The organism is Geothrix paludis, from assembly GCF_022808815.1.
Lineage (GTDB): Bacteria > Acidobacteriota > Holophagae > Holophagales > Holophagaceae > Geothrix > Geothrix paludis.
Map to the genome: position 1 here is coordinate 452,195 of NZ_JAKZLC010000003.1, position 22,872 is coordinate 475,066.

20 protein-coding genes are annotated in these 22,872 nt (G+C 68.4%); 8 read left to right on the top strand and 12 right to left on the bottom strand.

Annotation, left to right across the window (positions count from 1 at the left end; translation table 11 throughout):
• Positions 1–11: 11 nt before the first annotated feature.
• The 5 genes from MLE64_RS10395 to murA form a co-directional block, all read right to left on the bottom strand.
• A complete protein-coding gene (locus MLE64_RS10395; RefSeq protein WP_243317659.1) occupies positions 12–1,175 on the bottom strand; it encodes a class I SAM-dependent methyltransferase in 1,164 nt (387 codons plus the stop codon).
• Positions 1,175–2,122, bottom strand: a complete 948-nt coding sequence (locus tag MLE64_RS10400; protein WP_243317660.1) for a ribose-phosphate diphosphokinase — start codon at positions 2,120–2,122, stop codon at positions 1,175–1,177. The genes MLE64_RS10395 and MLE64_RS10400 overlap by 1 nt, the downstream gene beginning before the upstream one ends.
• An 89-nt stretch (positions 2,123–2,211) precedes the next feature.
• The gene (locus MLE64_RS10405; RefSeq protein ID WP_243317661.1) at positions 2,212–2,715 is read right to left on the bottom strand and encodes a DinB family protein; all 504 of its coding nucleotides are present in this window, start codon (positions 2,713–2,715) and stop codon (positions 2,212–2,214) included.
• Between the two features lie 66 nt (positions 2,716–2,781).
• Positions 2,782–3,471 (bottom strand): helix-turn-helix transcriptional regulator, encoded by a 690-nt coding sequence (locus MLE64_RS10410; protein WP_243317662.1) that lies wholly within the window; start codon positions 3,469–3,471, stop codon positions 2,782–2,784.
• Positions 3,472–3,511: 40 nt separating this feature from the next.
• Positions 3,512–4,813: a UDP-N-acetylglucosamine 1-carboxyvinyltransferase gene (gene murA, locus MLE64_RS10415; protein ID WP_243317663.1), complete on the bottom strand. Its 1,302-nt coding sequence runs from the start codon at positions 4,811–4,813 to the stop codon at positions 3,512–3,514.
• Positions 4,814–4,926: 113 nt separating this feature from the next.
• Here murA and MLE64_RS10420 point away from each other — a divergent pair, with 113 nt between their 5' ends.
• Positions 4,927–5,340 carry an Hsp20/alpha crystallin family protein gene (locus MLE64_RS10420; RefSeq protein ID WP_243317664.1) on the top strand — a complete coding sequence of 138 codons (414 nt, stop codon included), beginning with the start codon at positions 4,927–4,929 and terminating at the stop codon, positions 5,338–5,340.
• On the top strand, positions 5,337–7,733 hold the full coding sequence (lon, locus tag MLE64_RS10425) for an endopeptidase La (RefSeq protein WP_243317665.1): 2,397 nt from the start codon (positions 5,337–5,339) through the stop codon (positions 7,731–7,733). The genes MLE64_RS10420 and lon overlap by 4 nt, the downstream gene beginning before the upstream one ends.
• A gap of 10 nt (positions 7,734–7,743) precedes the next feature.
• Here lon and MLE64_RS10430 read toward each other — a convergent pair whose 3' ends face one another.
• The 6 genes from MLE64_RS10430 to MLE64_RS10455 all read right to left on the bottom strand — a co-directional run bounded on the left by MLE64_RS10430 (position 7,744) and on the right by MLE64_RS10455 (position 11,594).
• A complete protein-coding gene (locus tag MLE64_RS10430) occupies positions 7,744–8,142 on the bottom strand; it encodes a nuclear transport factor 2 family protein (protein ID WP_243317666.1) in 399 nt (132 codons plus the stop codon).
• 64 nt (positions 8,143–8,206) lie between these two features.
• Positions 8,207–8,359: a hypothetical protein gene (locus MLE64_RS10435; protein ID WP_243317667.1), complete on the bottom strand. Its 153-nt coding sequence runs from the start codon at positions 8,357–8,359 to the stop codon at positions 8,207–8,209.
• Positions 8,360–8,446: 87 nt separating this feature from the next.
• The gene (locus MLE64_RS10440; protein WP_243317668.1) at positions 8,447–9,361 is read right to left on the bottom strand and encodes a helix-turn-helix domain-containing protein; all 915 of its coding nucleotides are present in this window, start codon (positions 9,359–9,361) and stop codon (positions 8,447–8,449) included.
• Positions 9,362–9,493: 132 nt separating this feature from the next.
• The gene (locus MLE64_RS10445) at positions 9,494–10,753 is read right to left on the bottom strand and encodes a DUF418 domain-containing protein (protein WP_243317669.1); all 1,260 of its coding nucleotides are present in this window, start codon (positions 10,751–10,753) and stop codon (positions 9,494–9,496) included.
• A 26-nt stretch (positions 10,754–10,779) separates the two neighbouring features.
• Positions 10,780–11,244, bottom strand: coding sequence for a signal peptidase I (gene lepB / locus MLE64_RS10450; RefSeq protein WP_243317670.1), 465 nt, complete (start codon positions 11,242–11,244; stop codon positions 10,780–10,782).
• The gene (locus tag MLE64_RS10455) at positions 11,241–11,594 is read right to left on the bottom strand and encodes a hypothetical protein (protein WP_243317671.1); all 354 of its coding nucleotides are present in this window, start codon (positions 11,592–11,594) and stop codon (positions 11,241–11,243) included. Before MLE64_RS10455 ends, lepB begins: the two co-directional genes overlap by 4 nt.
• A 159-nt stretch (positions 11,595–11,753) precedes the next feature.
• Between MLE64_RS10455 and MLE64_RS10460 the strand changes: the two genes are divergently transcribed.
• The 3 genes from MLE64_RS10460 to MLE64_RS10470 all read left to right on the top strand — a co-directional run bounded on the left by MLE64_RS10460 (position 11,754) and on the right by MLE64_RS10470 (position 18,402).
• The gene (locus tag MLE64_RS10460) at positions 11,754–13,790 is read left to right on the top strand and encodes a (Fe-S)-binding protein (RefSeq protein ID WP_243317672.1); all 2,037 of its coding nucleotides are present in this window, start codon (positions 11,754–11,756) and stop codon (positions 13,788–13,790) included.
• A 127-nt stretch (positions 13,791–13,917) separates the two neighbouring features.
• Positions 13,918–15,510 (top strand): methyl-accepting chemotaxis protein, encoded by a 1,593-nt coding sequence (locus tag MLE64_RS10465; protein ID WP_243317673.1) that lies wholly within the window; start codon positions 13,918–13,920, stop codon positions 15,508–15,510.
• A 246-nt stretch (positions 15,511–15,756) separates the two neighbouring features.
• On the top strand, positions 15,757–18,402 hold the full coding sequence (locus MLE64_RS10470; RefSeq protein WP_243317674.1) for a Kelch repeat-containing protein: 2,646 nt from the start codon (positions 15,757–15,759) through the stop codon (positions 18,400–18,402).
• Between the two features lie 125 nt (positions 18,403–18,527).
• On the opposite strand, the gene MLE64_RS10475 is transcribed toward MLE64_RS10470, so the two are convergent.
• Positions 18,528–19,595, bottom strand: coding sequence for a 3-deoxy-7-phosphoheptulonate synthase (locus tag MLE64_RS10475; RefSeq protein WP_243317675.1), 1,068 nt, complete (start codon positions 19,593–19,595; stop codon positions 18,528–18,530).
• Positions 19,596–19,918: 323 nt separating this feature from the next.
• On the opposite strand from MLE64_RS10475, the gene MLE64_RS10480 reads away from it, so the two are divergent.
• From MLE64_RS10480 to MLE64_RS10490, 3 genes are all read left to right on the top strand, one after another.
• Positions 19,919–20,611 carry a superoxide dismutase gene (locus tag MLE64_RS10480; RefSeq protein WP_243317676.1) on the top strand — a complete coding sequence of 231 codons (693 nt, stop codon included), beginning with the start codon at positions 19,919–19,921 and terminating at the stop codon, positions 20,609–20,611.
• Between the two features lie 85 nt (positions 20,612–20,696).
• Positions 20,697–22,238: a sigma-54 interaction domain-containing protein gene (locus MLE64_RS10485; protein WP_243294426.1), complete on the top strand. Its 1,542-nt coding sequence runs from the start codon at positions 20,697–20,699 to the stop codon at positions 22,236–22,238.
• A 299-nt stretch (positions 22,239–22,537) separates the two neighbouring features.
• Entirely contained in the window at positions 22,538–22,690 is a 153-nt protein-coding gene (locus MLE64_RS10490) for a hypothetical protein (RefSeq protein ID WP_243317677.1), read from the top strand.
• The last annotated feature ends 182 nt before the right edge of the window (positions 22,691–22,872 follow it).

The window sequence follows — 22,872 nt, forward strand, 5'->3', positions numbered from 1 at the left end:
TACCTGCACGCTCAGACGGCGGCCGAGATCGCTCCCACGTTGAAGGCCGGATGCCGGTCCATCAGCGGGCGGGGCGGGGGGATGTGGCGGACATCGCGGAAGCCCGCATGGCGCAGGCAGTCGTCCCAGGCCTCGGGGGTGAGGAAGCCGTGCCGGGGCCGCCAGCGCGGGTCGAGCTTCACCTCGGTGAAGCTCCGGATGAAGCTGAAGAAGAACTCCAGGTAGAGGGGTGTGTCGAGGGTGGGCTTCAGGCACTCGCCGATCACCAGCCGTCCGCCGGGCCTCAGCCGGCTCCGCAGATCGAGCAGGGTGGCTTCGAGATCCTGGGCCACGTGAAGGACATTGATGCCCACGATGGCGTCGAGGCTCTCCGGCTCGATGCCCTGGCCCCCCAGGGGCTGGTTCAGGTCGAGGGTCTGGAAGCAGAGGGGCAGCCCGGGGGCCGCCTCCGGAAGGCGCCGCCGGGCCCGGTGGATAAAGGTGGGGGCCACGTCGGTGAAGCGGTACTCCGCCATCCGGGGAAGCCAGCCTTCGGCGGCGCCCCGCTCGGCCACCAGCTGGGCGAAGGAGCCCACGCCTCCGCCCAGCTCCAGGATCCGGGCGCCTTCCGGCAGATCCTTCCGGAGGGCCAGGAGCGTCAGCAGGTTGTTGGGGAAGTAGACGAGATTCTCATTGCGGAAGTAGGCGAGCCAGAGGGGGAAGAGGGACAGCCCGAAGAGCAGGGAGTCCCCGTCCTTCCCGTCCGTGAAGAAGGGGCGGATGTGGGAACGCGCACCATCCAGGAGGTCGAAGTTGGCCGCGTGCCCGGGCGCCTCCGCCTCCACGGCCTCCCGGATGCCGGCCAGGTCCAGATCGGGCTCGCCGGACAGGACGTAGCGGTCGCCCTCTCGGGCGAGCATCCCCTCGCTGGCGAGGAAGGGCAGCATCCAGGCCAGGGGCTTGCGGGCCTGGGCAGGCAGGCCTTCACACAGGGAATCGAGGGTCGTGCCCTGCCGGAGCCGGGCCTCCCAGCCCAGATCGAAGAGCAGGTGCAGGCAGGTTCGCGCGGTATAGAGCCCCGAGGCCCGGTGCAGGGCCAGGAAGGGGCGCGTCAGGAGCGACGAGATCTCCGGTCCCTCGGGCCCAAGCAGGTCGAGACCCGGAGGTCCGTCGATGGGCCCGAGGCGGACGGCCATCAGTCCATCATTTCGCTGATGCTGCGGCCTCCATGGATGCGGAGGATGGCGTCGCCGAAGAGGGCGGCCGTGGAGAGCACCCGCAGGTTGGGCAGGGCCTTCGCGCGATCCGGGGGGACCGGGATGCTGTCGGTGATCACCAGCTCGTCCAGGTTGGCGGAATTGAGGGTCTCCACCGCGTTCCCGGAGAGGACGCCGTGGGTGACGCCCACGCGGACGGTGCGGGCCCCGAACTCGCGCAGGATGCGGGCCGCCTCCTTGATGGAGCCGCCGGTGGCGATCTCGTCATCGTAGATGATGGCGTCCCGGCCCTTCACGTCGCCGATGAGGGCCACGCTCTGGGCCTTCTCGGAGTCGTCGAAGCGGCGCTTGTCGATGATGGCCATGGGCACGGAGAGCCGCTTGGCGAAGTGGCCCGCGAACTTGGCGGCCCCGGCGTCCGTGGCCACCACCGTGGTGTTGGCGAGATCCTTGGTCTTGAAGTAGTTCGTGAGGGTGGGCGTGGCCAGCAGCTGGTCCGCGGGCTTGCGGAAGAAGCCCAGGATCTGCGGCGCGTGCAGGGTCATGGTGAGCACGCGGTCGGCGCCGGCGGTCTCCAGCAGGTCGGCCACCAGGCGGGCCGTGATGGAGATGCGCGCCTCGTCCTTCTTGTCGCTGCGGGCGTAGGGGAAGTAAGGCAGCACGGCGGTGATGCGGGCTGCGGACGCGAACTTCAGGGCGTCGATGAGGATCAGCAGCTCCAGCAGGTTGTCGCTGACGGGCGGGCAGGAGGTCTGGATCACGAAGACGTCCGACTCGCGGACGTTCTCTTCGATCTTCACCTTGATGTTCTCGTTGGAGAACCGGGTGATCTTGAGCTTGCCCAGAGGCATCCCCATGTGCGTGGCGATGCCCCTCGCCAGATCCGGGTGGCTGCTCCCGGAAAACACCTTCATCTCGCCGAACATGGATCCCCCGATCTCGCCCCAGTGTAGCCGAGGGGTCCGGTGGAGGTCGTCACAGGGATGAGGCGGGAGCAGCCTGGCCCGGCTCCGGTTCAGCTCTCGTCGGCGCTGGGGCCGTAGATGGAAGGAACCCGCACGTCCAGCATGCGCAGGTAGACGGCGACCTGGGCCCGGTGGTGGATGAGGTGGTTCATGACGAAGCCGCGGTAGACCGCGATGCGCGGCATGGCGAAGAGGACCTGGCCGTTGTTCTTGAGGGTCCAGACGACCTGGAAGTCCTCGTCGGAGGCCTGGTTCAGCGCGTTCAGCGCGCCCTCCACGGCGGCGTCCAGGGTGCGCAGCAGCCCCTCGGTGGTCGCGCTCGGCTTGGGCTGCCTCGCCTGGGTCTCGGGCAGACCGAAGTCCAGCTCGGTTTCCTTCAGGGTGGTGATGGCCCACCCCGGGATCGTGACCAGGTGGTTCGCCAGGTCATGGAGCGTGAAGGACTTGGCGTGGGGCCGGTAGTCCATCCGATCCGCGGGGATGCGCTCGATCACGCGGCGCAGGGTGGCCGTTTCGTGTTCGAACTCGGGGAGGAGGGCTTTGGCGAGGGCCATGGGGGCTCCTTGGGTGGTGGAGGACCATCATGACGCCGGTTCCTGACAGCCTGGTGGCAGGAGTGTTCAGAGATTGTTCTTTTCTGTCTTCATTTTTCCCAGGTAATCCTCCAGGCCCCGGCCGGCGACCGCCTGGAAGGGTTCCAGCAACTCGCTGGCCTGGATCCGGTCCACCCGGAAGGTCCGCAGCGCCTCGCGAAGCTCGCACCAGGCCGCCAGGTGCCAGCGGTACCCCCAGAAGATCACACCCAGGGGCTGCACCACCCGCACCGAGCCCGTCCCGTCCGCCCGGGCGTAGGTGATCCGGACCCGGCGCTGCTCGCGGAGACCCTGGCGGAGATCCCCGAGGAAGCGGGCGGTCTCGGGCGGCACGTGGAAGTCGGGGACCAGGAAGGGGAGATCCGAAAGGGTCGTCCGCCGGCCCGGGGGCAGGACGGCCTCCACCTTCCGGAGCAGGCTCTCCGCCGCCGTCCGGAGCGAGGGATCACCCCAGGCCGCCGCGACCCGGGCCCCCAGGAGCAGGGCTTCGGCCTCCTCCGCGTTGAACATGAAGGGCGGCAGGTCGAAGTGGCGCGGCAGGCTGTAGCCCACCCCGGCCTCGCTCTCGATGGGCACGCCGGAGGCCATGAGGTCGGCGATGTCGCGATAGAGCGTCCGCTCGCTGATGCCGAGCTCCCGGGCCAACTTGGCCGCGGTGCTGATGCGGTCGCGCCGAAGCAGCTGGACGATCTGGAACAGGCGGTCGGCGCGGCGCATGGGGGGATCTGGAGATCTGGGGCGTCGGTCTGGACCAGGCCTAGACCCGGCCGCCGCCCACGCGCTCGATGCGGGCGCCCACGCCCTGGAGCTTCTTCTCCAGGCCGGCGTAGCCGCGGTCCAGGTGGTAGATGCGGTCCACGATGGTCTCGCCCTTGGCCACGAGGCCGGCGATGACCAGGGCGGCGCTGGCCCGGAGGTCCGTGGCCATGACTGTGCAGCCCGTCAGCTCCGCGGGGCCGGCCACGATGGCCGTGTGGCCGTCCGTGCGCAGGTTGGCGCCCAGGCGCTCCAGCTCCATGGCGTGCTGGAAGCGGTTCTCGAAGATGCCTTCGTTGATGACGCTGATGCCGCAGGCCTGGGTCATGACGGCCATCACCTGGGCCTGCAGGTCCGTGGGGAAGCCGGGGAAGGGCAGGGTGGTGACGTCCTTGGAGCGCAGCTTCTGGCCGCACTCGCGCTGGATGCGGAGCTGGCGGCCATCCTGGCCTTCGCGTTCGGTGATGACGCAGCCGGAGCGCTCCAGCAGGTCCAGCAGGGCCCGCAGGTGCTCAGGCTCGCAGCGGTCCAGCACCACATCTCCGCAGGCGGCGGCCACAGCGCACAGGTAGGTGCCGGCCTCGATGCGGTCGGGAATGACGGCGTGCTCGCAGCCGTGGAGCCGCTCGACGCCTGTGATGGTGAGGGTGCCCGTGCCGATGCCCTCGATCTGCGCGCCCATCTTGACGAGGAGCCGGGCCAGGTCGCCGATCTCCGGCTCCTGGGCGGCGTTGCGCAGGACCGTCGTGCCCTCCGCCAGGGCCGCGGCCATGAGGATGTTCTCGGTGGCGCCCACGCTCACCTTGGCGAAGGCGTGGTCGATGGCCTTGAGCCGGCCCTTCACCGAGGCGTGGATGTAGCCGTGGCTGATCTCGATCACGGCGCCCATGCGCTCCAGGGCCTCCAGGTGCAGGTTCACGGGGCGGGCCCCGATGGCGCAGCCGCCGGGGAGGCTCACGGTGGCCTTGCCGAAGCGGGCGAGGAGGGGCCCCAGCACCAGGATGGAGGCCCGCATGGTCTTCACCAGCTCGTAGGGGGCCTTGGGATCGTCGCTGCCTCCGCAGGCCAGCTTCGCCGTCAGCTCGAAGCCCTCGCCCTCGGGCTCCAGCGCGGCCTCCGTGCCCAGGGCCTGGAGCACCTTCACCATGGTGCGGATGTCCGCCACCGCGGGCAGGTTGGACAGCACGACGGCGTCCGGCGTCAGCAGGGCTGCCGCCAGGCAGGGCAGGGCGGCGTTCTTCGCCCCCGACACCCGGATGCGCCCCCGCAGGGGATGTCCACCTTGGATCACCAGTCGGTCCATCGAAACTCCAGCCTTCCAGCGTAGCCCAACCTTGCGGAGGGGGGACGGATCACCATGCTTGAAGTGGGGTGGGGCGGAGGGCGGCCCTGAAGGTTTACCCCGGTGCTCCCACCATGAAACCCGGCGACCCCCGAACCTGGATGTGGACCCGCGCCCTCGAGGTGCTGAACGAGGCCGAGCGCCTGCAGAGGCAATTCTTCCAGGTGAGCCGGTCCGCATCGCCGCGCCCGGCCTGGGAACCGCCGGTGGATATCTTCGAGTGCGATGGGGGTCTGCGCATCGTGGTGGCCCTGCCGGGGAGGTCCGTCGACAGCCTGAAGGTGCTCTGGGAAGGGGCGGACCTGGTGATCAGCGGAGATCTTCCGGTTCCCTGGAAGGAGCGCGTCGGCGCCATCCACCGCGTGGAGATCCCCCATGGCCACTTCGAGCGCCGGATCGAAGGCCTGCCGCCGGGGCTCGAGATCGTCCGGAATGAATGGTGCGACGGCTGCCTGTTCCTCACGTTCCGGAAGGTTGAAGGCCCATGAACAGGAACCATGGATCGCGGGCCAACCGCGAACCCACTGGAGAGGCAGAGCCGGAGCTGTTGTCGGTGCCCGGCCTTCCGAAGGACGCCACGGCCATCATCGCCGTGCGGAAGCTCGACCTCTTCCCCGGCATGGTGACGGTGGTGAGCATCGGCCAGGGGCAGCCATCCGTCATCGCGGCGCAAGAGGCCATCAAGGCGGAGCGCGTGCTGGGGCTCCTGCTGCAGCGGGATCCGGCCGAGGATGAGCCGGGTCCGGAAGACCTCTATCAGGTCGGAACCCTGGCCCAGATCCTCCGGTTCATCACGACGCCGGATGGCTCCCACCACCTCATTTGCCACGGCGAACAGCGCTTCCGGGTGCTTGAATTCCTCGATGGGTGGCCCTTCCTGGCCGCCCGCATCACACGGGTCCGGGAGGACGACACTCTGTCCAGCGCCCTGGAGGCCCGGCTCGTCACCCTGCGCCAGCAGGTGCAGGAATATGCCGAAGCCCTCCCCATGCCGCCCCTGGAGCTGATCAATGCCATCCACCAGCTCAATGCGCCCGGACCCGCCGCCGACCTGGTGACCGGGCTGATGGACATCAAGGCCCAGGACAAGCAGGACATCCTCGAGACCTTCGATGTGCGGGAGCGGCTGGACAAAGTGCTGGCGCGCATGGCCCACGCCCTGGAAGTGATCCATATGTCCCGCAAGATCACCGAGCAGACGCGGGAAGCCATGAATGCCCAGCAGCGTGAGTTCCTCCTGCGCGAGCAGCTGAAACAGATCCAGAAGGAGCTCGGGGACACGGACGAAACGGCGGCGGAGCTGGAAGCAGTCGCGAAGGCCATCGCCGACGCGAAGATGCCGGAGGACGTCGAGAAGCAGGCTCGCAAGGAGCTGAAGCGTCTGCAGCGCATGCCGGATTCGGCCGCCGAATATTCCATGATCCGCACCTACCTGGACTGGCTGACCGAGCTGCCCTGGTCCCGTGAAAGCGAGGCCGGCATCGATATCTCCGAGGCCCGAAAGGTTCTGGACGCGGACCACTACGGCCTGGAGAAGATCAAGAAGCGCATGCTCGAGTACCTGGCGGTCCGCAAGCTCAACCCCGGCGGGAAGAGCCCCATCCTCTGCTTCGTCGGCCCGCCGGGGGTGGGGAAGACCTCGCTCGGACAGAGCATCGCGCATGCCACCGGGCGGAAGTTCGTGCATGCGAGCCTCGGCGGCGTCCACGACGAGGCGGAGATCCGCGGCCACCGCCGAACCTACATCGGCGCCCTGCCGGGCAGCATCATCCAGGGCATCCACAACGCGGGCACACGCAACCCGGTGTTCATGCTGGACGAGATGGACAAGCTGGGCGCCGGGGGATTCCACGGCGATCCCGCCTCGGCCCTGCTGGAAGCCCTGGATCCGGAGCAGAACAGCTCCTTCCGCGACAACTACCTGGGCCTCCCTTTCGATCTGTCGCACGTGATGTTCATCGGCACGGCCAATGTGCTGGACACCATCCCGGGCCCGCTCCGCGACCGCATGGAGGTGATCCAGCTCCCCGGCTACACCGAGGAGGAGAAGCTCGAGATCGCGCGCCGCTACCTGGTGGGGCGGCAGCTGGCCACCAACGGGCTGACGGCGCCGCAGTGCACCTTCGAAGAGGGGACCCTCACCGCCATCGTCCGCGACTACACGCGGGAGGCCGGCGTACGCAACCTGGAGCGGGAGATCGGATCCGTGCTCCGCCACGTGGCCATGGGCGTCGCCGAAGGCAAGCTGGAGACCGTCCAGGTGAAGCCGGAGGATCTGGGAGAGATTCTCGGTCCGCCCCGGTTCGAGTCGGAGAGCGCCATGCGTTCGGGGAGGCCGGGCGTGGCCACGGGGCTCGCCTGGACCCCCGTGGGCGGCGACATCCTGTTCATCGAAGCGGCCCGGATGCCGGGCAGCGGCAAGCTCATCCTGACCGGCCAGCTGGGCGACGTGATGAAGGAGAGCGCCCAGGCCGCCCTGTCCCTCCTGAAGGGGCACATGGGCGAGCTGGGCCTGGTGGGCGAGGACTTCGAGCGCCTGGATGTCCACATCCACGTGCCCGCAGGCGCGACGCCCAAGGACGGACCCAGTGCCGGCATTGCCATGTTCGTCGCGCTGGTCTCCCTGTTCACCGGACGCTCCGTCCGGAGCGACACGGCCATGACCGGAGAGATCTCCCTGCGGGGCCTCGTCCTGCCGGTGGGCGGCATCAAGGAAAAGGTGCTGGCGGCCCTGCGCTCCGGAATCACCCGAGTCCTGCTACCCTCCCGCAACCGGAAGGAGCTGGAGGACATTCCCCCCTTGGCCCGGGAGCGCCTGCAGATCCTCTGGATCGACCAGGTGTACGAGGCGCTCGGCGCGGTCCTGGAAGAAGGCCCCTGAGGCTGAGGGTTCAGGGTTTGAGCGCCTCCGCCAGCTGGAAGGTGTCCGTGTACTGCTGGAAGCGCCGGACCTTGCCCTGGGCCAGGGTCCAGACATGGGCCACCTGGGCGTGGAACCGCCTGCCGGTGGCCTTGGGGGCGCCTTCGTAGTACCCGAGCATGACGATCCTATCGCCTGACTCCAGGAGGTCGTCGACGCGGATGATCAATTCAAAATGGGTGCCGATGCGGGCGAAGACGCCATCCCGAACCGCCTCCAGGCCTCGGTAGGGGCTGTGATCGGCCAAGGGTGAATGGTCCGCGGCCACCCATTCGATGTCGGAGGCGAAGGCGCCCAGGATCGCTGGGACATCCCATCGGTTGAAGGCTTCGTAGACGCGGCGGATGGTCTGTTCGTGGGCTGAGGGCATGCGCATTCCCATGGAAAAGGGAGGGCCCGATCCATGTGGATCCGGGCCCTGGCGTCTGGGGTGTCTACTTGGCCATGGCGGCGTAGGCGGCGGGGTTCGCCTTGACCTTGGCGGCGCACTCGTTGCAGCAGACGGTGAGCTCCTTGCCCGCCACCCGCACCTTGATCCCGCCGTCCTTCATGTCCCAGTCGCACACGGGGCACTTTTCGATGCTCATGGACCTTCTCCTCGTGGGCTCGGCGGGAGGCCACCATGGCCGCCGGGCTCGAACCCTGTGAGAACAAAGGTAGGAACGGGGTGATTTTCAGACTTCCAGATTCTTGCTCATTTGATGCAAGGTCCGGAGGCTGGCGTTTCGGCGCACCTCCGAAGGCGTCCGGCCGAATTCCTTCCGGAAGGCGTCCGCGAAGTGGCTGTGGCTGGAGAAGCCGAGATCCAGGGCCAGGGCGGTCAGATCCTCCTCGCCGCCCGCCAGGCGTTCCAGCGAGGCCCTGAGGCGCAGCAGGGTGAGGTAGCGATGGATCGAGATCCCCGTGCGCTGCTGGAACACGCGGGCGAAGTGGAAGGGCGAGGCGTGGACGGCCTGGGCCACTTCGTCGAGGGTGAGGCGTTCCCCCAGCCGGGCCGCGAGGTGGCTCTTGGCCGCTTCGGCGAGGGCCACGTGATCGGCTTCCGTGCCTTCCCGGCGGCTGCGAGGATGGCCTCGCTGGGCGAAGGCGGCCTCGAGGATGTCGGCCACGATCTGGAGGGCCGTGACATCCACCCAGAAGGGCTCCAGGGCCTCGGTCCCCGTCTCCAGGCGCCGCACCAGCTCCCGGTGCCTCCAGAAGACCGTCGATTCGCAGGGGCCGGCCACGAAGGGGAAGGGCTGCTCCGGCCGATCATCCACGGTGGGATCCAGCTCCCGGATGATGTCCTGGAGGACGCGCGGCGCGACGGCGAACACCGTGCCCCTGTCTCCGCCATCCACCGGGTGGCTCACGCGGTACGTGGATCCTTTCGAGAAGAAGACCGCCTGGTTGACGTCCGCGGTGGCGTGGCTCCGGCCGAAATGCCGGCAGAAGGCGCCATGCCGCATGAGAACGAGCGTGTTGGTGTCGGAGGCCTCTTCGGGTCCGGGCCCGCCACCGCAGGCGCGGCAGCGGTATTCCCGGACGCTGACGAGGGGGCTGTCGTACAGGCCCCGGAAGGCGACGGGAATGTCAGGGCGACCCGGCATGCCTTCATCCTAGTGCACCCTCGGGGAGACGGTGGGCCGGGTTTCCGGGTCATTCTGTCACGACAGATGTCCACCTTGGGGCACCTCGGATCGCGGTCTGGTCCATCGGCATCTCCAGGCCTTCCGGCCGGTTCATCCGGCGGCCGGTCCGCGCAGGCGGAAGGGCTGGACCTGCCCATAGCTCAAGGAGCGCCAGGCCCACTCCAAGGGGCCGAACTGGAATCGCGTGAGCCACCACCGGCTGGCCAGGACCTGCAGCCCGTAGACCACGATCCCGAGCAGGGTGGCGGAGGCAAGGCCCATGCGGTCATAGAGGCCCAGGCCCCAGTGGTAGAAGATGCCCGTCATGACGAGGCTCTGGGCCAGGTAGTTCGTGAAGGCCATGCGCCCCGTCCAGGTCAGGACCTGGAGCCGGCGGCGCCAGGCCCCATCCTGCCAAAGCAGCAACAGGCCGGCCCCATATCCGAGGGCCAGGATCATGGGTTGCAGGGTGGTGAAGGCGCGCAGCGGCAGCAACCAGCGGGAGACGGACCAGTGGGCGAGGGCCCAGGCCCTGGCCGGGGGCGTGTCCCGGCCAGCCCACACGAGGCCCAGAAGGAGACCCAGGGCCAAGCCCCCCTTGGCGATCCGGCGGAGCAGGGGGAGATGGGCGGCCGGATCCTTCAGGAGGCCCGACTTCCAGATCCCGAGGCCGACGAGGAAGTTCAGGATGGAGTATCCGAGCCCCCCCAGGAGCAGGCCACCGGCGTCATGGAGCCAGTCCCGGAGGCGGAAGACGAGGATCTGCCACCAGGATCCCTGCCCATAGGCGGCCAGGCACTGGCTGGTCCAGGCGCGGGCGGCGGCCAGCTCGGAGGCGGAGGGCGTCGGCGGGGCCCCTCGCCGCAGGTGGAAGACTGAGACGACCAGCGCGATCCCCAGCCCCAGGCCCCAGAGGGAGGCGGTCCAGATCCAGACGGTGCGGGCCCGCCTTCCCAGAAAGGGCAGCAGGAGGAAGCCGCACAGCGCGTAGGCGTGGAGGATGTCCCCCATCCAGAGCAGGAGGATGTGCAGGATGCCGAATCCGAAGAGGACCGCGAGCCGGCGCCGGATGAAGGGGCCGAAGGCCTCGCCCCGCGCTTCGATCCGCTCCTTCTGGATGCTCAGGCCCACGGCAAAGAGCATCGAGAAGAGGGTCATGGCCTTCCCGGCCAGGAAGACGGTGCTCAGGAAGGCTGTCATCCCGTCGGCCAGGCTGGGCCAGGATTCCCGGAGGGACTGGACCCGCGCCTCGGGCGCGAAGAACCATGGCACGTTCATGATGAGGACGCCAAACAGGGCCGCGCCCCGGAGGGCGTCCAGGTGGCCCAGCCGCTCGGATTGGGACACCGGCCGAGCCTCGAGATGATCCATGCGGACTCCTGGGAATGGACGGAAGCCTATCGGGAGTCCGGCTTCCCCGCGAGGCCGGAGCCGAGGAGTCTTCCCTGGAGGGATCGGCCCGGGAGCGGGCCCCAGGTCCGCCCATCCTGGCTGTCAGGGCGGTTGTCGCCCAGCACCAGGTAGCCAGCCCCGCAGGCCTGGCGCCCCGCGCCGCCCCGCTCGGGGTGGACCACCCAGGGCTCCTCCAAGCGCTGGCCGTCGATCCAGAGATCCGGGCCGTCCCAGCTCAGGGTCTCGCCGGGAAGGCCCAGCACCCGCTTCACCGAGGAGCCGTGTGGGCCCGCCACGACCCAGACTTCCCCGCGCCGGGGCGCATGGCTGGCCCAGGCCCGCAGGGCCCAACGCAGGTCGCCGTCGCGGAGCGCGGGCTCCATGCTGTGCCCCGAGACCCGCACCGGGTGGACGACGGCCAGGGGCGACAGGGCCAGGGCCAAGGCGGCCAGGGGGATCCAGGGCTTCACGGGCGCAGGGCCAGCCGTCTTCCCCGTCCGTCCGTCAGCGCGATTTCCTTGAGGCGGGCGGGGGCGGGGACGAAGGGGGCCAGCTCGATCAGCAGCCGCCGGGCCAGGGCCAGGGGGCTCTCCAGGCCCAGCTCCGAGAGGAGCTTCCCCTGGAGGGGTGCCAGGCTGCGGTCCAGGGCCGCCTCCAGATCCCGGAAGTCCACCACCACGTCGAAGCCGTCCAGGCCCGGCCGGGCGGCCACCACCTCCACGGTGTAGTCGTGGCCCTCCCAGGCCTCGCCCGTGCGGAACACCACCGACAGGGGGCGGGTCACGGCGGCTTCGAAGATCAGGGGAGTGGCGGGACTCAAGGGGGCTCCGGAAACTGACTCCAGGTCGGGCCTTCAGTTTGTCATGGGCACGGCTACACTGGGCCTTCGACCGCATACCTGATAACCGGGTGAGACAATGATCGGCCTCCGGCTCCCCGCCGAGGGACGAGTTGAACCTTGACTGCTGGAGGGACCGCCATGAAGGCCCTGGAAATCGCGCTGTTCTGGATCATGACCCTGGCCGCGGGCGGGTTCTTCGCGTGGACCATCCGCCTGCGCATCGCCACCCTGAAGGCGGGCCTGCCGGACAACCGCTTCGACCAGCCCTGGGTGCGCCTGAAGGGCGTCTTCACCCTCGCGCTGATGCAGAAGCGGATGGTGCGCGACAAGTACGCGGGTTTCTATCACATCCTCATCTTCTGGGGCTTCTGCGTCCTGTCCCTGCGCACCATCGGGCTGGTGCTGGAGGGCCTCTTCGGATGGCACATGACCGAAGCCCTCGGTGGTTTCGGCCTCGGCTACCAGGTCGCCAAGGACATCTTCGAGGTGCTGGTGCTCCTGGGCCTGGGCCTGGCCACCTTCCGCCGCCTGGCCGCCAAGCCCTGGCGCCTGGAGAACTCCTGGGATGCCTGGGCCACGCTGAGCCTCATCGGCGGCCTCATGGTCACGGACCTCCTGGCGGACGGCGCCTTCGTCGCCCTGCACCATCCCACCTGGGCGGCCTGGTCCCCCGCAGGCACCGCCGTGGCCGGCTGGCTGGGCGGCCTGAGCCAGACCGGGCTCCTGGTGCTCTACAAGGCCATGTGGTGGCTGCACCTGGCTGTCCTCTACTTCTTCGCCAACTTCCTGCCCTACTCCAAGCACTTCCACGTCTTCACCAGCCTCTTCAACATCTACTTCCGCGAGCTGGAGCCCCAGAAGAACCTCAAGCCCATGGATCTGGAGGCCGAGCACTTCGGCATCAACCGGATCCAGGACTTCAGCTGGAAGCAGATGCTGGACTTCTACACCTGCGTGGAGTGCGGGCGCTGCCTGGAGAACTGCCCCACGACGCTGACCGGGAAGCCGCTCCGCCCCAAGGATTTCGGCAACGACCTGCGCGACTACCTCAAGGCCACGCCCCTGGAGCAGATGGGCCAGGACAAGCCCGTGCCCGAAGACCGCAAGCTCATCGGCGGCCCCGTGCCCGAGGGCTCGTACTGGAAGCGCGATGATGAAGTGGCTCCCTGGAGCAAGGAACAGCTCGAAGGCTGGATCAGCCAGGACACCATCTGGGCCTGCACCAGCTGCGGCTACTGCGAGTGGGCCTGCCCCCTGCAGATCAGCTTCGTGGACAAGCTCGTGGGCATGCGCCGCTACCTCACGCTGGAGGAGAGCGACTTCCCCGCCGAGGCCCAGACCGCCTTCAAGGGCATGGAGCGCCAGGGCAACCCCTGGAACCTGCCCCAGGCGGACCGCGCCAAGTGGGCCGAGGGGCTGGAGGTGCCCACCTTCGCCGAGAACCCCGAGGCCGAGTACCTCTTCTGGGTGGGCTGCGCGGGCAGCTACGACGCCGCGGGCCAGAAGGTCTCCAAGTCCCTGGTGAAGCTGCTGAAGGCCGCCAATGTCTCCTTCGCCATCCTCGGCACCGAAGAGAGCTGCACCTGCGAATCCGCCCGGCGCCTGGGCAACGAATACCTCTACCAGTCCGCCACCGAGGCGAACATCGAGACCCTCAAGGGCCACGGCGTGAAGAAGGTCGTCACCAACTGCCCCCACTGCCTCAACACCCTGAAGAACGAGTACCCGGCCTTCGGTGGGGACTTCGAGGTGGTGCACGGCACGGAGCTGGTGGCCAAGCTCATGTCGGAAGGCAAGCTCAAGCTCGACCAGAAGGTGGACGTGGACCTCACCTACCACGACCCCTGCTACCTCAGCCGCATCAACGGCCAGGTGGAGGCCCCCCGGGCCATCCTGGACGCCATCCCCGGCGTGAAGCTCACGGAGATGGAGAAGCACGGCGAAGCCACCATGTGCTGCGGCGCCGGCGGCGGCCGCTTCTGGCTGGAGGAGCACCTGGGCAAGCGCGTGAACCACGAGCGCTTCGAGCAGGCCCTGGAGACCAAGGCCAGCACCATCGCCGTGGGCTGTCCCTTCTGCAACGTCATGCTGAACAACGCGGCGGGCGAGACCAACCACGAAGGCGTGGCCACCACCGACGTGCTGGAACTGGCGGCCAAGGCCTTGAAGGCCTGACCCCCAGCTCTCCGGAGAGGCTCCGGGGCGCCTGCGGGCGCCCCGGGCCCTTCGGGGGAAGATTCGTGACCACGGTCTCCACCCCCTGTGGTCAGATGATGGGGTTCCCGCTCACGAGGCTCCGGGCATGCGCATCGCAGCGAAGATCATCTCCCTCACGGTCGCAACAGCTTCGATCGCGGGCTTGGCGCTCGGGACCTTCCTCATCATCGAGGGACGGCGCACGTCCGAACAGCGCATCGAGCAGCTCGAGCGGACCCTGCGCGCCGACTACGACCGGCGGGCCCGCCTCGAGGTCGAGACGGCCGCGTCCATGCTCGCCGGGATCGCCGAGCGGCAGCAGAAGGGTGAGATCAAGGCCGAGGAGGCGAAGCGGCTTGGCGCCGATCTCCTGCGCGGACTCCGGTACGACCAGGAAGGCTACTTCTGGGCGGACACGGTGGATGGCCTGAACATGGTGCATGCCACCCAGCCCATTCTTGAAGGCAAGAACCGGATTGATGCGGTGGATCAGAAGGGCACCCCGTACATGCGGGACATCATCCGGGCGGGCACCAGCGGCGGTGGCTTCAGCGACTACTGGTTCCCGAAGAAGGGCGGCACCGTGCCGCTGCCCAAGCGGGCCTACTCGCTCCTGGTGCCGTCGTTCGGCTGGGTGATCGGCACGGGCAACTACGTGGACGACATCGACGCGATCGTGGCCGCCGAGCGGGCGGCCGCCCTGGCCGACATCCGGCAGCGCACCCAGGTGCTGCTCGCCGTGGTCGCCGTGTGTCTGGTCGTGACCGTGGCGGTGTGGGCGAACTTCGGGCACCGGATCTCCCGGCCCATCCTGGCGATCACCGCCAGCCTCGGCCGCCTGGCCGGCTACGATTTCCGCGAGGACGATTCGCTCAGGGCCTTCGAGGCCGCGCGGGACGAGACTGGCGCGATGGCCAGCGCCCTGCGCGCCATGCGGGAGGCGGTGGCCTCCCTGATCGCTACGCTCCAGCACTCGGTCGAGGTCGTCAAGCAGGTGAGCACCCAGCTGAACGCCACGTCGCAGGATGTGAGCCACGGCTCCTCGGAGCAGGCGGCGTCGGTGGAGGAACTGACGGCTTCCACGCAGGAACTCGCCGCGGGCGCGGCCCGGGCCGCGGAGGATGCGAGGAAGGCCAGCGACCGGGCCGCCGGCGTGGCGGAGGAGGTTCGGGTCGGGACCAGCGCCGCCGCGGAGACCACGGCGGCCATGCGCGACATCGCCGAGCGGATCGGCATGGTGGAGGACCTCGCCTACCAGACCAACCTCCTGGCCCTCAACGCGGCCATCGAAGCGGCGCGCGCCGGCGTCCACGGACGCGGCTTCGCGGTGGTGGCCGCCGAGGTGCAGAAGCTCGCGGAGCGCAGCGGGGAGGGAGCCAAGGAGATCCGCGCCATCTCGGATCGGAGCGTGGGCATCGCCGTGCGCGCCGAGGCGCTGCTCGCGCGCGTGGCGCCCGAGGTGACGCGGAGCGCCCGGAAGCTGAAGGCCTTTGCCGACGCCGCCACGGCCCAGGACCACACGGTGCGGGAGATCAACCGCGCCCTCGAGGAGCTCTCCCAGGTGGTGCAGCGGCACGCGACCGCCGCCGAGGAGATGTCGGCCACGTCGGAGGTCCTGTCCTCGCAGGCGTCAGCCCTCGACGACAGCGCCAGGGCCTTCGTGCTCGAGGGACCCGCCCGCGATATCGCCCAGGGCTGAGGGCCCAAGCGTGATCCATGGCTGGATGGAAAGTCTGGCCGGCGAGGGTGCACGCGAAAAAATCAGCATTGCGCCAGGGGACGAATGGCATATTCATGTAATAAGGTGATATTGTAATCGCCTATAGCCTTGTTTTTACAATGATCACTGATCATGAGTGAGGGCCAGTGGTCCTCGTGGCGGCGGCCAACCACTTCCATTCACAGGGGGTATCCAATGGCCTGGTCAAGAATCAGTCGATGCGGGATGGCGCTCATCCACCTTCTTTGCGTACCCGTGCTCCTGGCACTGGGGATGGTGGGTGGCGCCCTATGGGGAGATGAGGCTCCGGCCGGGATCACCGTCCTCACCCAGCCCACGGACCAGAAGGTGGGTCCGGGGCAGACGATGACCATGAAAGCCGGGGCTCCGCCCGAGAACCCGGTGGTGTACCTGGCTCCCTTCGTCACCGAGGGAAAGGCGGGGCTCGTGGCCAGCACCCCGGACTGGGGGCCGAAGGCCGTCTATGCCTGGACCTTGACCGGGGGGACGCTCACCTCGGGCCAGGGAAGCCCCGCCATCACCTTCACCGCTGGCGTGGCCGGCGCCACCCTGACCGCCCAGGTGGTCGTCACGGCCTATGGCGGCAGCGGCTCCGGGAGCGCCTCCGCCTCTGTGGTGTCCGCGCCCAACGCCGAGCTGGCCCTGCCCTTGAAAACGCACCCAGGCGATGCCTGGATGAAGGCCAGCGTGCCCCACCAGCAGGGGATGACCTACCTCTGGTCCATCGTTCCCGGCAACGGCAGGGCCAGCATCACCGCCGGACAGGGTACCCACGTGATCAGCTTCTCGGCGGGCCCATCGGCGGGCAGCTTCCACCTGAAGGTGGATGTCCAGAACCAGGCCGGGGATGCCGCCACCTCCATTCGGAAGGTCGCCATCCAGACGGGAACCTGGCTGGTCAAGAACGGAGGCGCCTCCGTCACGAGGTACCCCTGCCAGTCCACGCGCCTCCCCAGTGGCCGCGTGCTGGTGACAGGCGGCGGAGGGAACAGCGCCGAGGTCTACGATCCCGAGACGGGCCATTGGAACCTCGTGGGCAGCATGGCGAATCCGCGGGGCTGGCACACCTCCACCCTCCTCAACACCGGCCAGGTGCTGGTGGCAGGCAATGGCACGGCCGAGCTCTACGATCCCGCCTCAGGAACCTGGCATCCCACGGGCAAACCGGGAACCTCGCGGCGCGCCTGCACGGCCACGCTGCTGCCGGACGGGAAGGTGCTCGCGGCAGGCGGTGACACGGCCACCGCGGAAGTCTACGACCCTGCCGCTGGAACCTGGACGCCCACGGGCAGTATGGGGATCGCGCGGACCTTCCACACGGCCACGCGGCTGCTGGACGGAAAGGTCCTGGTGGCCGGGGGCTCCGAAGACAACCCTGCCACGGAGCTCTACGACCCGGCGAATGGCACCTGGGTTTCCACCGGAAGCCTGAACCTGGCGCGGAACGAGTGCGCGGCCACGCTGCTCGCGGATGGGAAGGTCCTCGTGACCGGAGGTTCAATCTTCCCCGGGGATATGTCCAGCGCCGAAATCTACGATCCCGGGACCGGGACCTGGACTCCCACGGCCACCATGGGGCCAGAACGCCGCTTTCATACGACCACCCTCCTCCCGGATGGGCGGGTGCTGATGGCGGGTGGTGAACGCCGTGACAATTTCTTCTTCAGCACGGCCATCTACGACCCCGTGGCATCGACCTGGACGCCCGCCGGCAACCTGGGGACGGGGCGGTTCGGCCATAAAGCCACCCTGCTCCAGGACGGGACGGTCCTGGTGACCGGCGGCCGCGGATCCCTGTACTTCTATGACATCGCCAGTTCCGAAATCTACGACCCCGGAAACGAGACTTGGAAGCCCCAGGCCGGCCAACCGAGAGCCCCCCGCGAGTTCCACACAGCCACCCTTCTCGCGAACGGGCAGGCGCTGGTCGCGGGAGGAGAGAACTTCCCGCGAGGAAACCTAAACGATGCGGAGATCGCCGCCCCTGAAACGGGATACTGGACGCCCGCGAAGAACATGGGCACGACCCGCATGGGTCACACAGCCACCTTGCTCTCGGATGGGAAAGTGCTGGTGGCAGGCGGTTCAGGTTCCTCGCAGCCAAGCCTTGCCAGCACGGAACTCTACGACCCCACTGGAGGGTCCTGGACCCCGGTTGGCAGTCTGAACGAGACGCGGGTCGGCCACACGGCCTCGCTGCTCCGGAGCGGGAAGGTCCTGGCCGTGGGAGGTTTCGCCGGAGGCATCGCCTCGGAGAGCGCCGAACTCTACGATCCCGCCACCGCAACTTGGCGACCCACCACCAGTCTCGGAACCGCCCGTGTCGGCCACACCTCCACCCTGCTTCCCACCGGGAAGGTGTTGGTGGTCGGTGGTGGGAGTTTCTCCGATCCCATCGCCAGCGCTGAACTCTACGACCCTGTTGGAGAGACCTGGACCGCCGTGGGCGCCCTTGGAACGGCCCGCCGGGGCCACCTGGCCACGCTGCTGGCGGATGGGAGGGTGCTCGTGACAGGCGGGACCGGGGTTTCCGGAACCTTGGACAGTGCTGAAGTCTTCGATCCCGCGACGAACGGCTGGCTCCCGACTTCCACCATGGGATCGGCGCGCAGCGGCCATTCGGCCGACCTCCTCGCGAACGGCAAGGTTCTGGTGGTGGGAGGCAGGAATTCTTCCAACGCCATCCTCGGCAGCGCGGAACTCTACGATCCCGCCACGCAGGTCTGGACGCCGACGGATAGCCTGGCCTTGCCACGGGCAGGCCATCGCTCCATACGTTTCCCCAACGGAGACATCATGGTCGCTTTCGGTCCTGGTGGCGATCTGGTCACCGAGATCTATAGGCCCTAGACGGGACGCTCTTTCAGGACGGTATCGGAAGGGCCTGATGGCCCTCATCGATTTGCGCCAGCTGCTCGCGGTATGCAGACGGTGAAGCGAGATGGCCTGAAGCGCCGGTGGGATACCGGAACGGCTCAACGCTTGGACAGCACATCCTTCAGCAGGTTCCGGGTCTCCCGGAGCATGGCGGCGGTGTCGTCCCAGCCCAGGCAGGCGTCGGTGACGGAGCAGCCGTAGCGGAGGGTGGACAGGTCCGCGGGGATGGGCTGATTCCCTTCTTCCAGGAAGCTCTCCACCATGACCCCGACGATGGAGCCGTTGCCGCGCCGGATCTGGTGGGCGCAGTCCTGGAGGACCAGGGGCTGGAGGCGGGGGTTCTTGTGGCTGTTGGCATGGGAGCAGTCCACCACGATGTTCCCGGGCAGCCCGGCCTTGCGCAGGGCCTCCTCCGCCAGGGCGATGCTGACGGTGTCGTAGTTGGGGCGGCCCCCGCCACCGCGGAGCACCAGGTGGCCGTAGGCGTTCCCCCGGGTGCGCACGATGGCCGCCGAGCCCTGGTCGTTCAGGCCCAGGAAGCTGTGGGGGCGCGAGGCCGAGAGGATGGCGTTCACGGCGGCGGCCAGGTCGCCGTCCGTGGCGTTCTTGAAGCCCACGGGCGTGGAGAGGCCGCTGGACATCTCCCGGTGGGTCTGGGATTCGGAGGTCCGGGCCCCGATGGCCGTCCAGCTGATGAGGTCGCCGATGTACTGGGGCGTGTTGGGATCCAGGGCCTCCGTGGCCGCCGGGAGTCCGATCTCCCCGATGCGGAGCAGGAACTCCCGGGCCTTCCGCATGCCCTCCTCGATGTGGAACGAGTCGTCCATGCGGGGGTCATTGATGAAGCCCTTCCAGCCCGTGGCGGTGCGGGGCTTCTCGAAGTAGACCCGCATCACGAGCAGCAGGGTGTCCGCGACCTCGTCCGAGAGGACCTTGAGCCGCCGCGCGTAATCGAGGCCCGCCACGGGGTCGTGGATGCTGCACGGCCCCACCACCACCATGAGGCGGGGATCCTCCCGGGAGAGGATGCACTGGAGGTCGCGGCGGCCGTTGGCCACGGTCTCGGCCACGGCGTCCGGGACGGGCAGGGCCGCGTGGATCTCGGCCGGCGAGGGCATCCGGTCGAAGGAATCAATGTTGAGGTTCTCGAGCGCCTGGTGGGTCATGGGGCCTTCCGGGATAAAGAAAAACCCCGATCCGGGAAACGGATCGGGGTGGTCATGGGGATGTTCCAGGGATCAGGCTGGACCCTCGCCGTGCCACGCGCGATCCGCGCGCGGGAACCAATAATAGCGATGGAAGCGGGGCGTCATGGTGAGGTCCGAAGGTGCTCCATCCTGGACCTGGGGCGCCGGGGCGTCAAGGCAAGGGCAGGTTCCGAATGGGCGTTCTTGACGCTTTGGATATCCAATCAATGAATGTTTTTTGATAATCGATTCCATATTTGTCGAGACATGGACTAGGCTTGGTTTCTTTCCAAGGAGCCCCCATGGATCGCCGCACCCTTCTCGGAACCCTCGCCGCCGGCGCCGTGGGCGCCGGACTGCACGCCAAGGGGCTGGGCCCCGGCGCCACGGACGCGAAGCCCACGGGAAATTCCCTGGCGGATTATGCCGCTCGGCCCTTCGACTTCGGCACGGGTCTGCCCGGCCTCGGCAAAGATCTGCTGGCGGAGCACCTGACGCTCTACAAGGGCTACGTGAGCCGCACGAACGCGCTCCTCAAGGACACGCTAGCCGCGGAGCGGGAGGGCAAGGCCGGTCCCGCGGTGCAGGAGCTGCGCCGGCGGCTGGGCTTCGAATTCAGCGGCATGCGCCTCCATGAGCTCTACTTCGAGGGCCTCTCCAGCAGCGCAGCCGGGCCCAGCGGGACGCACCCCCTCCACCAGGCCATCGCCGCCACCTGGGGCTCCTTCGACGCCTGGTGGGCCGCCTTCAAGGCCACCTGCACCATGACCGGCATCGGCTGGGGCGCCCTCCTGAAGGACCCGGCCACGGGCCGGCTCATGAACGCCTGGTTCCAGGATCACGAGAACGCCATCGCCGTGGGCGCCCAGGCGCTCCTGGTCGTGGACGTGTGGGAGCACGCCTACGTGAAGGACTACGGCGCCACGGGCCGGGCCAAGTACGTGGATGCGGTGAAGCCCCTCATCGACTGGCGCGTGGTCGAGAAGCGCTTCTGAAACCAGGGGCGCTCTGGGGAATTTACAAAATTGTAAGACCGAGCCGTGGGTTGTACAATTTTGTAGACTACTCGCCGGAGCCCCCATGGCCGCCTCGGAGGACGCCCTTCACCTCTCGCCCCTGCTGGAGCTGAGCCAGGCCCTGGCCGCCTCGGACATCCGGGCCTCGCTGCCCCGGGTGCTGGAGATCCTGGCGGAGGCCTTCGGCGCCCTGAACGGCGCCATCCTGCTGGCGGACGAGGAGGGGGGCGCCCTCCGGGTCGAGGCCGCCCGCGGCCTCTCCAGCCAGGAGGTGGCGCGGGCCCGCTACCGCGTGGGCGAGGGCATCAACGGGCGGGTGCTGGCCAGCGGCAAGGCCATCGTGGTGCCCCAGGCCAGCCTGGAGCCCCTCTTCCTGGACCGCACCGGCGTCCTGAAGGCCCAGAAGCGGAAGAAGTCCGACATGTCCTTCTTCTGCATTCCGGTGTTCCTGGACCGGAAGACGGCGGGGACCCTCTGCCTCACCGTGCCCTACGACCGGGATCGGGACTTCGACCGGGACACGAAGCTCCTCCAGATCGCGGCCTCCATGGTGGGCCTGGCCATGAAGGTGGCCCGGCTGGTGGCGGCGGACCGGCAGCGGCTGGTGGAGGAGAACCAGCAGCTCCGCCTGGAGCTGCGGGAGCGCTACGAGCTGCACCACCTCATCGGGCACAGCCATGCCATGCAGCGGGTCTACGAGGCCGTGGCCCAGGCGGCGCCCAGCAGCACCACCGTGCTCATCCGGGGCGAGTCCGGCACGGGCAAGGAGCTGGTGGCCCACGCCCTCCACTACAACTCGCCGCGGGCCGAGAAGCCCTTCGTGAAGGTGAACTGCGGGGCCCTGCCCGAGCCCCTCATCGAGTCCGAGCTGTTCGGCTACGAGCCAGGCGCCTTCACGGACGCCCGCCAGGTGAAGAAGGGCCGCTTCGAGCTGGCCCACGGCGGCACCCTGTTCCTGGACGAGGTGGGCGAGCTGACCCCGGCCACCCAGGTGAAGCTGCTGCGGGTCCTCCAGGAGCGGGAGTTCGAGCGCCTGGGCGGCGTGCGGCCCGTGAAGGTGGACGTGCGGCTCCTGGCCGCCACCAACCGGGATCTGGAGGCCGCCGTGCGGGCCGGGACCTTCCGGGAGGACCTCTACTACCGCCTCCGCGTCTTCGAGATCTTCCTGCCGCCCCTGCGGGAGCGCCAGGCGGACATCCTGCTGCTGGCGGACCACTTCGTGGAGAAGATCGCGGCCGCCCAGGGCAAGGATGTCCGCCGCATCTCCACTTCGGCCATCGACATGCTCACGGCCTACCACTGGCCCGGCAACGTGCGCGAGCTGGAGAACGCTCTCGAGCGGGCCATCCTCGTCTGCGAAGGCGGCGTGATCCACGCCCACCATCTGCCGCCCTCCCTCCAGACGGCGGAGGTCTCCGGCACCGTACCGGGGACGGCCCTGGGCGAGGCCGTGGCGGCCTTCGAGCGGGACCTGCTCCAGGACGCCCTGAAGTCCGCCCGGGGCAACCGCTCGCGGGCGGCTCGGCTCCTCCAGACCACCGAGCGCATCCTGAACTACAAGGTCCAGAAGTACGGGCTGGAGCCCGAGCGGTTCCGATCCTCCTGAGGCAGAATAGTACAAAAATGTAATTCAATCGAATTGACATTACATTTTTGTCAAGCCGGTATTGACGTAGTTCCATCTTTTCCTGGCGTGTAATCGCTGTGAATGAATTGGTTGGAATAACATAGTTCACTTTTCCGTGAATAGGCACGTTCCCTGCTCTCTTTTCTGGGCACGGGGAGCCGGTGGTCGGCTCCCGGACTCCAGGGAGGATCGGAAGAGAGCCGTGGCCTGAGCCGATCCACCGGATTCCCTCGGTGAAGGCCACACCGATCCCCCACTCCACGGAAGGAGCATCTCCCATGAACCGCCGAACCCTGTTCCGGGGTATCGCGGTGGCGGTGGCTTTTGCGGCCATGTCCACCCTGCTCTTCTCGGCCGAGTCCCCGGCCGGCGGGGCGGGCGGCCTCCAGCGGGTTCCCCTCCGCGCACCCATGCTTCCCGTCCATCCCTAACACGCCGGGCTTCGCCATTCCGGTTCTCCCCGCCTCGAAGGGCGGGAGGCCCCCGGCCTGCTGATGCCCGCCTCCCATCCCCTTCCACCCAGGGCCATCCAGGCCCTCGGGGAGGCCCTGCCCGGCCTCCGCCCTCCATCCGGATCCAGGGCTCCCCTCGGATCCTTCCCCTTCCGGAGTAT

Excerpts from the sequence above, each read along its gene's own strand:
- murA (WP_243317663.1), bottom strand. The coding sequence starts at position 4,813 with ATGGACCGACTGGTGATCCAAGGTGGACATCCCCTGCGGGGGCGCATC.
- MLE64_RS10445 (WP_243317669.1), bottom strand. The coding sequence starts at position 10,753 with ATGGATCATCTCGAGGCTCGGCCGGTGTCCCAATCCGAGCGGCTGGGC.
- MLE64_RS10420 (WP_243317664.1), top strand. The coding sequence starts at position 4,927 with ATGAAACCCGGCGACCCCCGAACCTGGATGTGGACCCGCGCCCTCGAG.
- MLE64_RS10470 (WP_243317674.1), top strand. The coding sequence starts at position 15,757 with ATGGCGCTCATCCACCTTCTTTGCGTACCCGTGCTCCTGGCACTGGGG.
- MLE64_RS10435 (WP_243317667.1), bottom strand. The coding sequence starts at position 8,359 with ATGAGCATCGAAAAGTGCCCCGTGTGCGACTGGGACATGAAGGACGGC.
- MLE64_RS10460 (WP_243317672.1), top strand. The coding sequence starts at position 11,754 with ATGAAGGCCCTGGAAATCGCGCTGTTCTGGATCATGACCCTGGCCGCG.
- MLE64_RS10440 (WP_243317668.1), bottom strand. The coding sequence starts at position 9,361 with ATGCCGGGTCGCCCTGACATTCCCGTCGCCTTCCGGGGCCTGTACGAC.
- MLE64_RS10400 (WP_243317660.1), bottom strand. The coding sequence starts at position 2,122 with ATGTTCGGCGAGATGAAGGTGTTTTCCGGGAGCAGCCACCCGGATCTG.
- MLE64_RS10395 (WP_243317659.1), bottom strand. The coding sequence starts at position 1,175 with ATGGCCGTCCGCCTCGGGCCCATCGACGGACCTCCGGGTCTCGACCTG.
- MLE64_RS10490 (WP_243317677.1), top strand. The coding sequence starts at position 22,538 with ATGAACCGCCGAACCCTGTTCCGGGGTATCGCGGTGGCGGTGGCTTTT.
- MLE64_RS10405 (WP_243317661.1), bottom strand. The coding sequence starts at position 2,715 with ATGGCCCTCGCCAAAGCCCTCCTCCCCGAGTTCGAACACGAAACGGCC.
- MLE64_RS10475 (WP_243317675.1), bottom strand. The coding sequence starts at position 19,595 with ATGACCCACCAGGCGCTCGAGAACCTCAACATTGATTCCTTCGACCGG.
- MLE64_RS10465 (WP_243317673.1), top strand. The coding sequence starts at position 13,918 with ATGCGCATCGCAGCGAAGATCATCTCCCTCACGGTCGCAACAGCTTCG.
- MLE64_RS10480 (WP_243317676.1), top strand. The coding sequence starts at position 19,919 with ATGGATCGCCGCACCCTTCTCGGAACCCTCGCCGCCGGCGCCGTGGGC.
- MLE64_RS10410 (WP_243317662.1), bottom strand. The coding sequence starts at position 3,471 with ATGCGCCGCGCCGACCGCCTGTTCCAGATCGTCCAGCTGCTTCGGCGC.
- MLE64_RS10485 (WP_243294426.1), top strand. The coding sequence starts at position 20,697 with ATGGCCGCCTCGGAGGACGCCCTTCACCTCTCGCCCCTGCTGGAGCTG.
- lon (WP_243317665.1), top strand. The coding sequence starts at position 5,337 with ATGAACAGGAACCATGGATCGCGGGCCAACCGCGAACCCACTGGAGAG.
- MLE64_RS10430 (WP_243317666.1), bottom strand. The coding sequence starts at position 8,142 with ATGCCCTCAGCCCACGAACAGACCATCCGCCGCGTCTACGAAGCCTTC.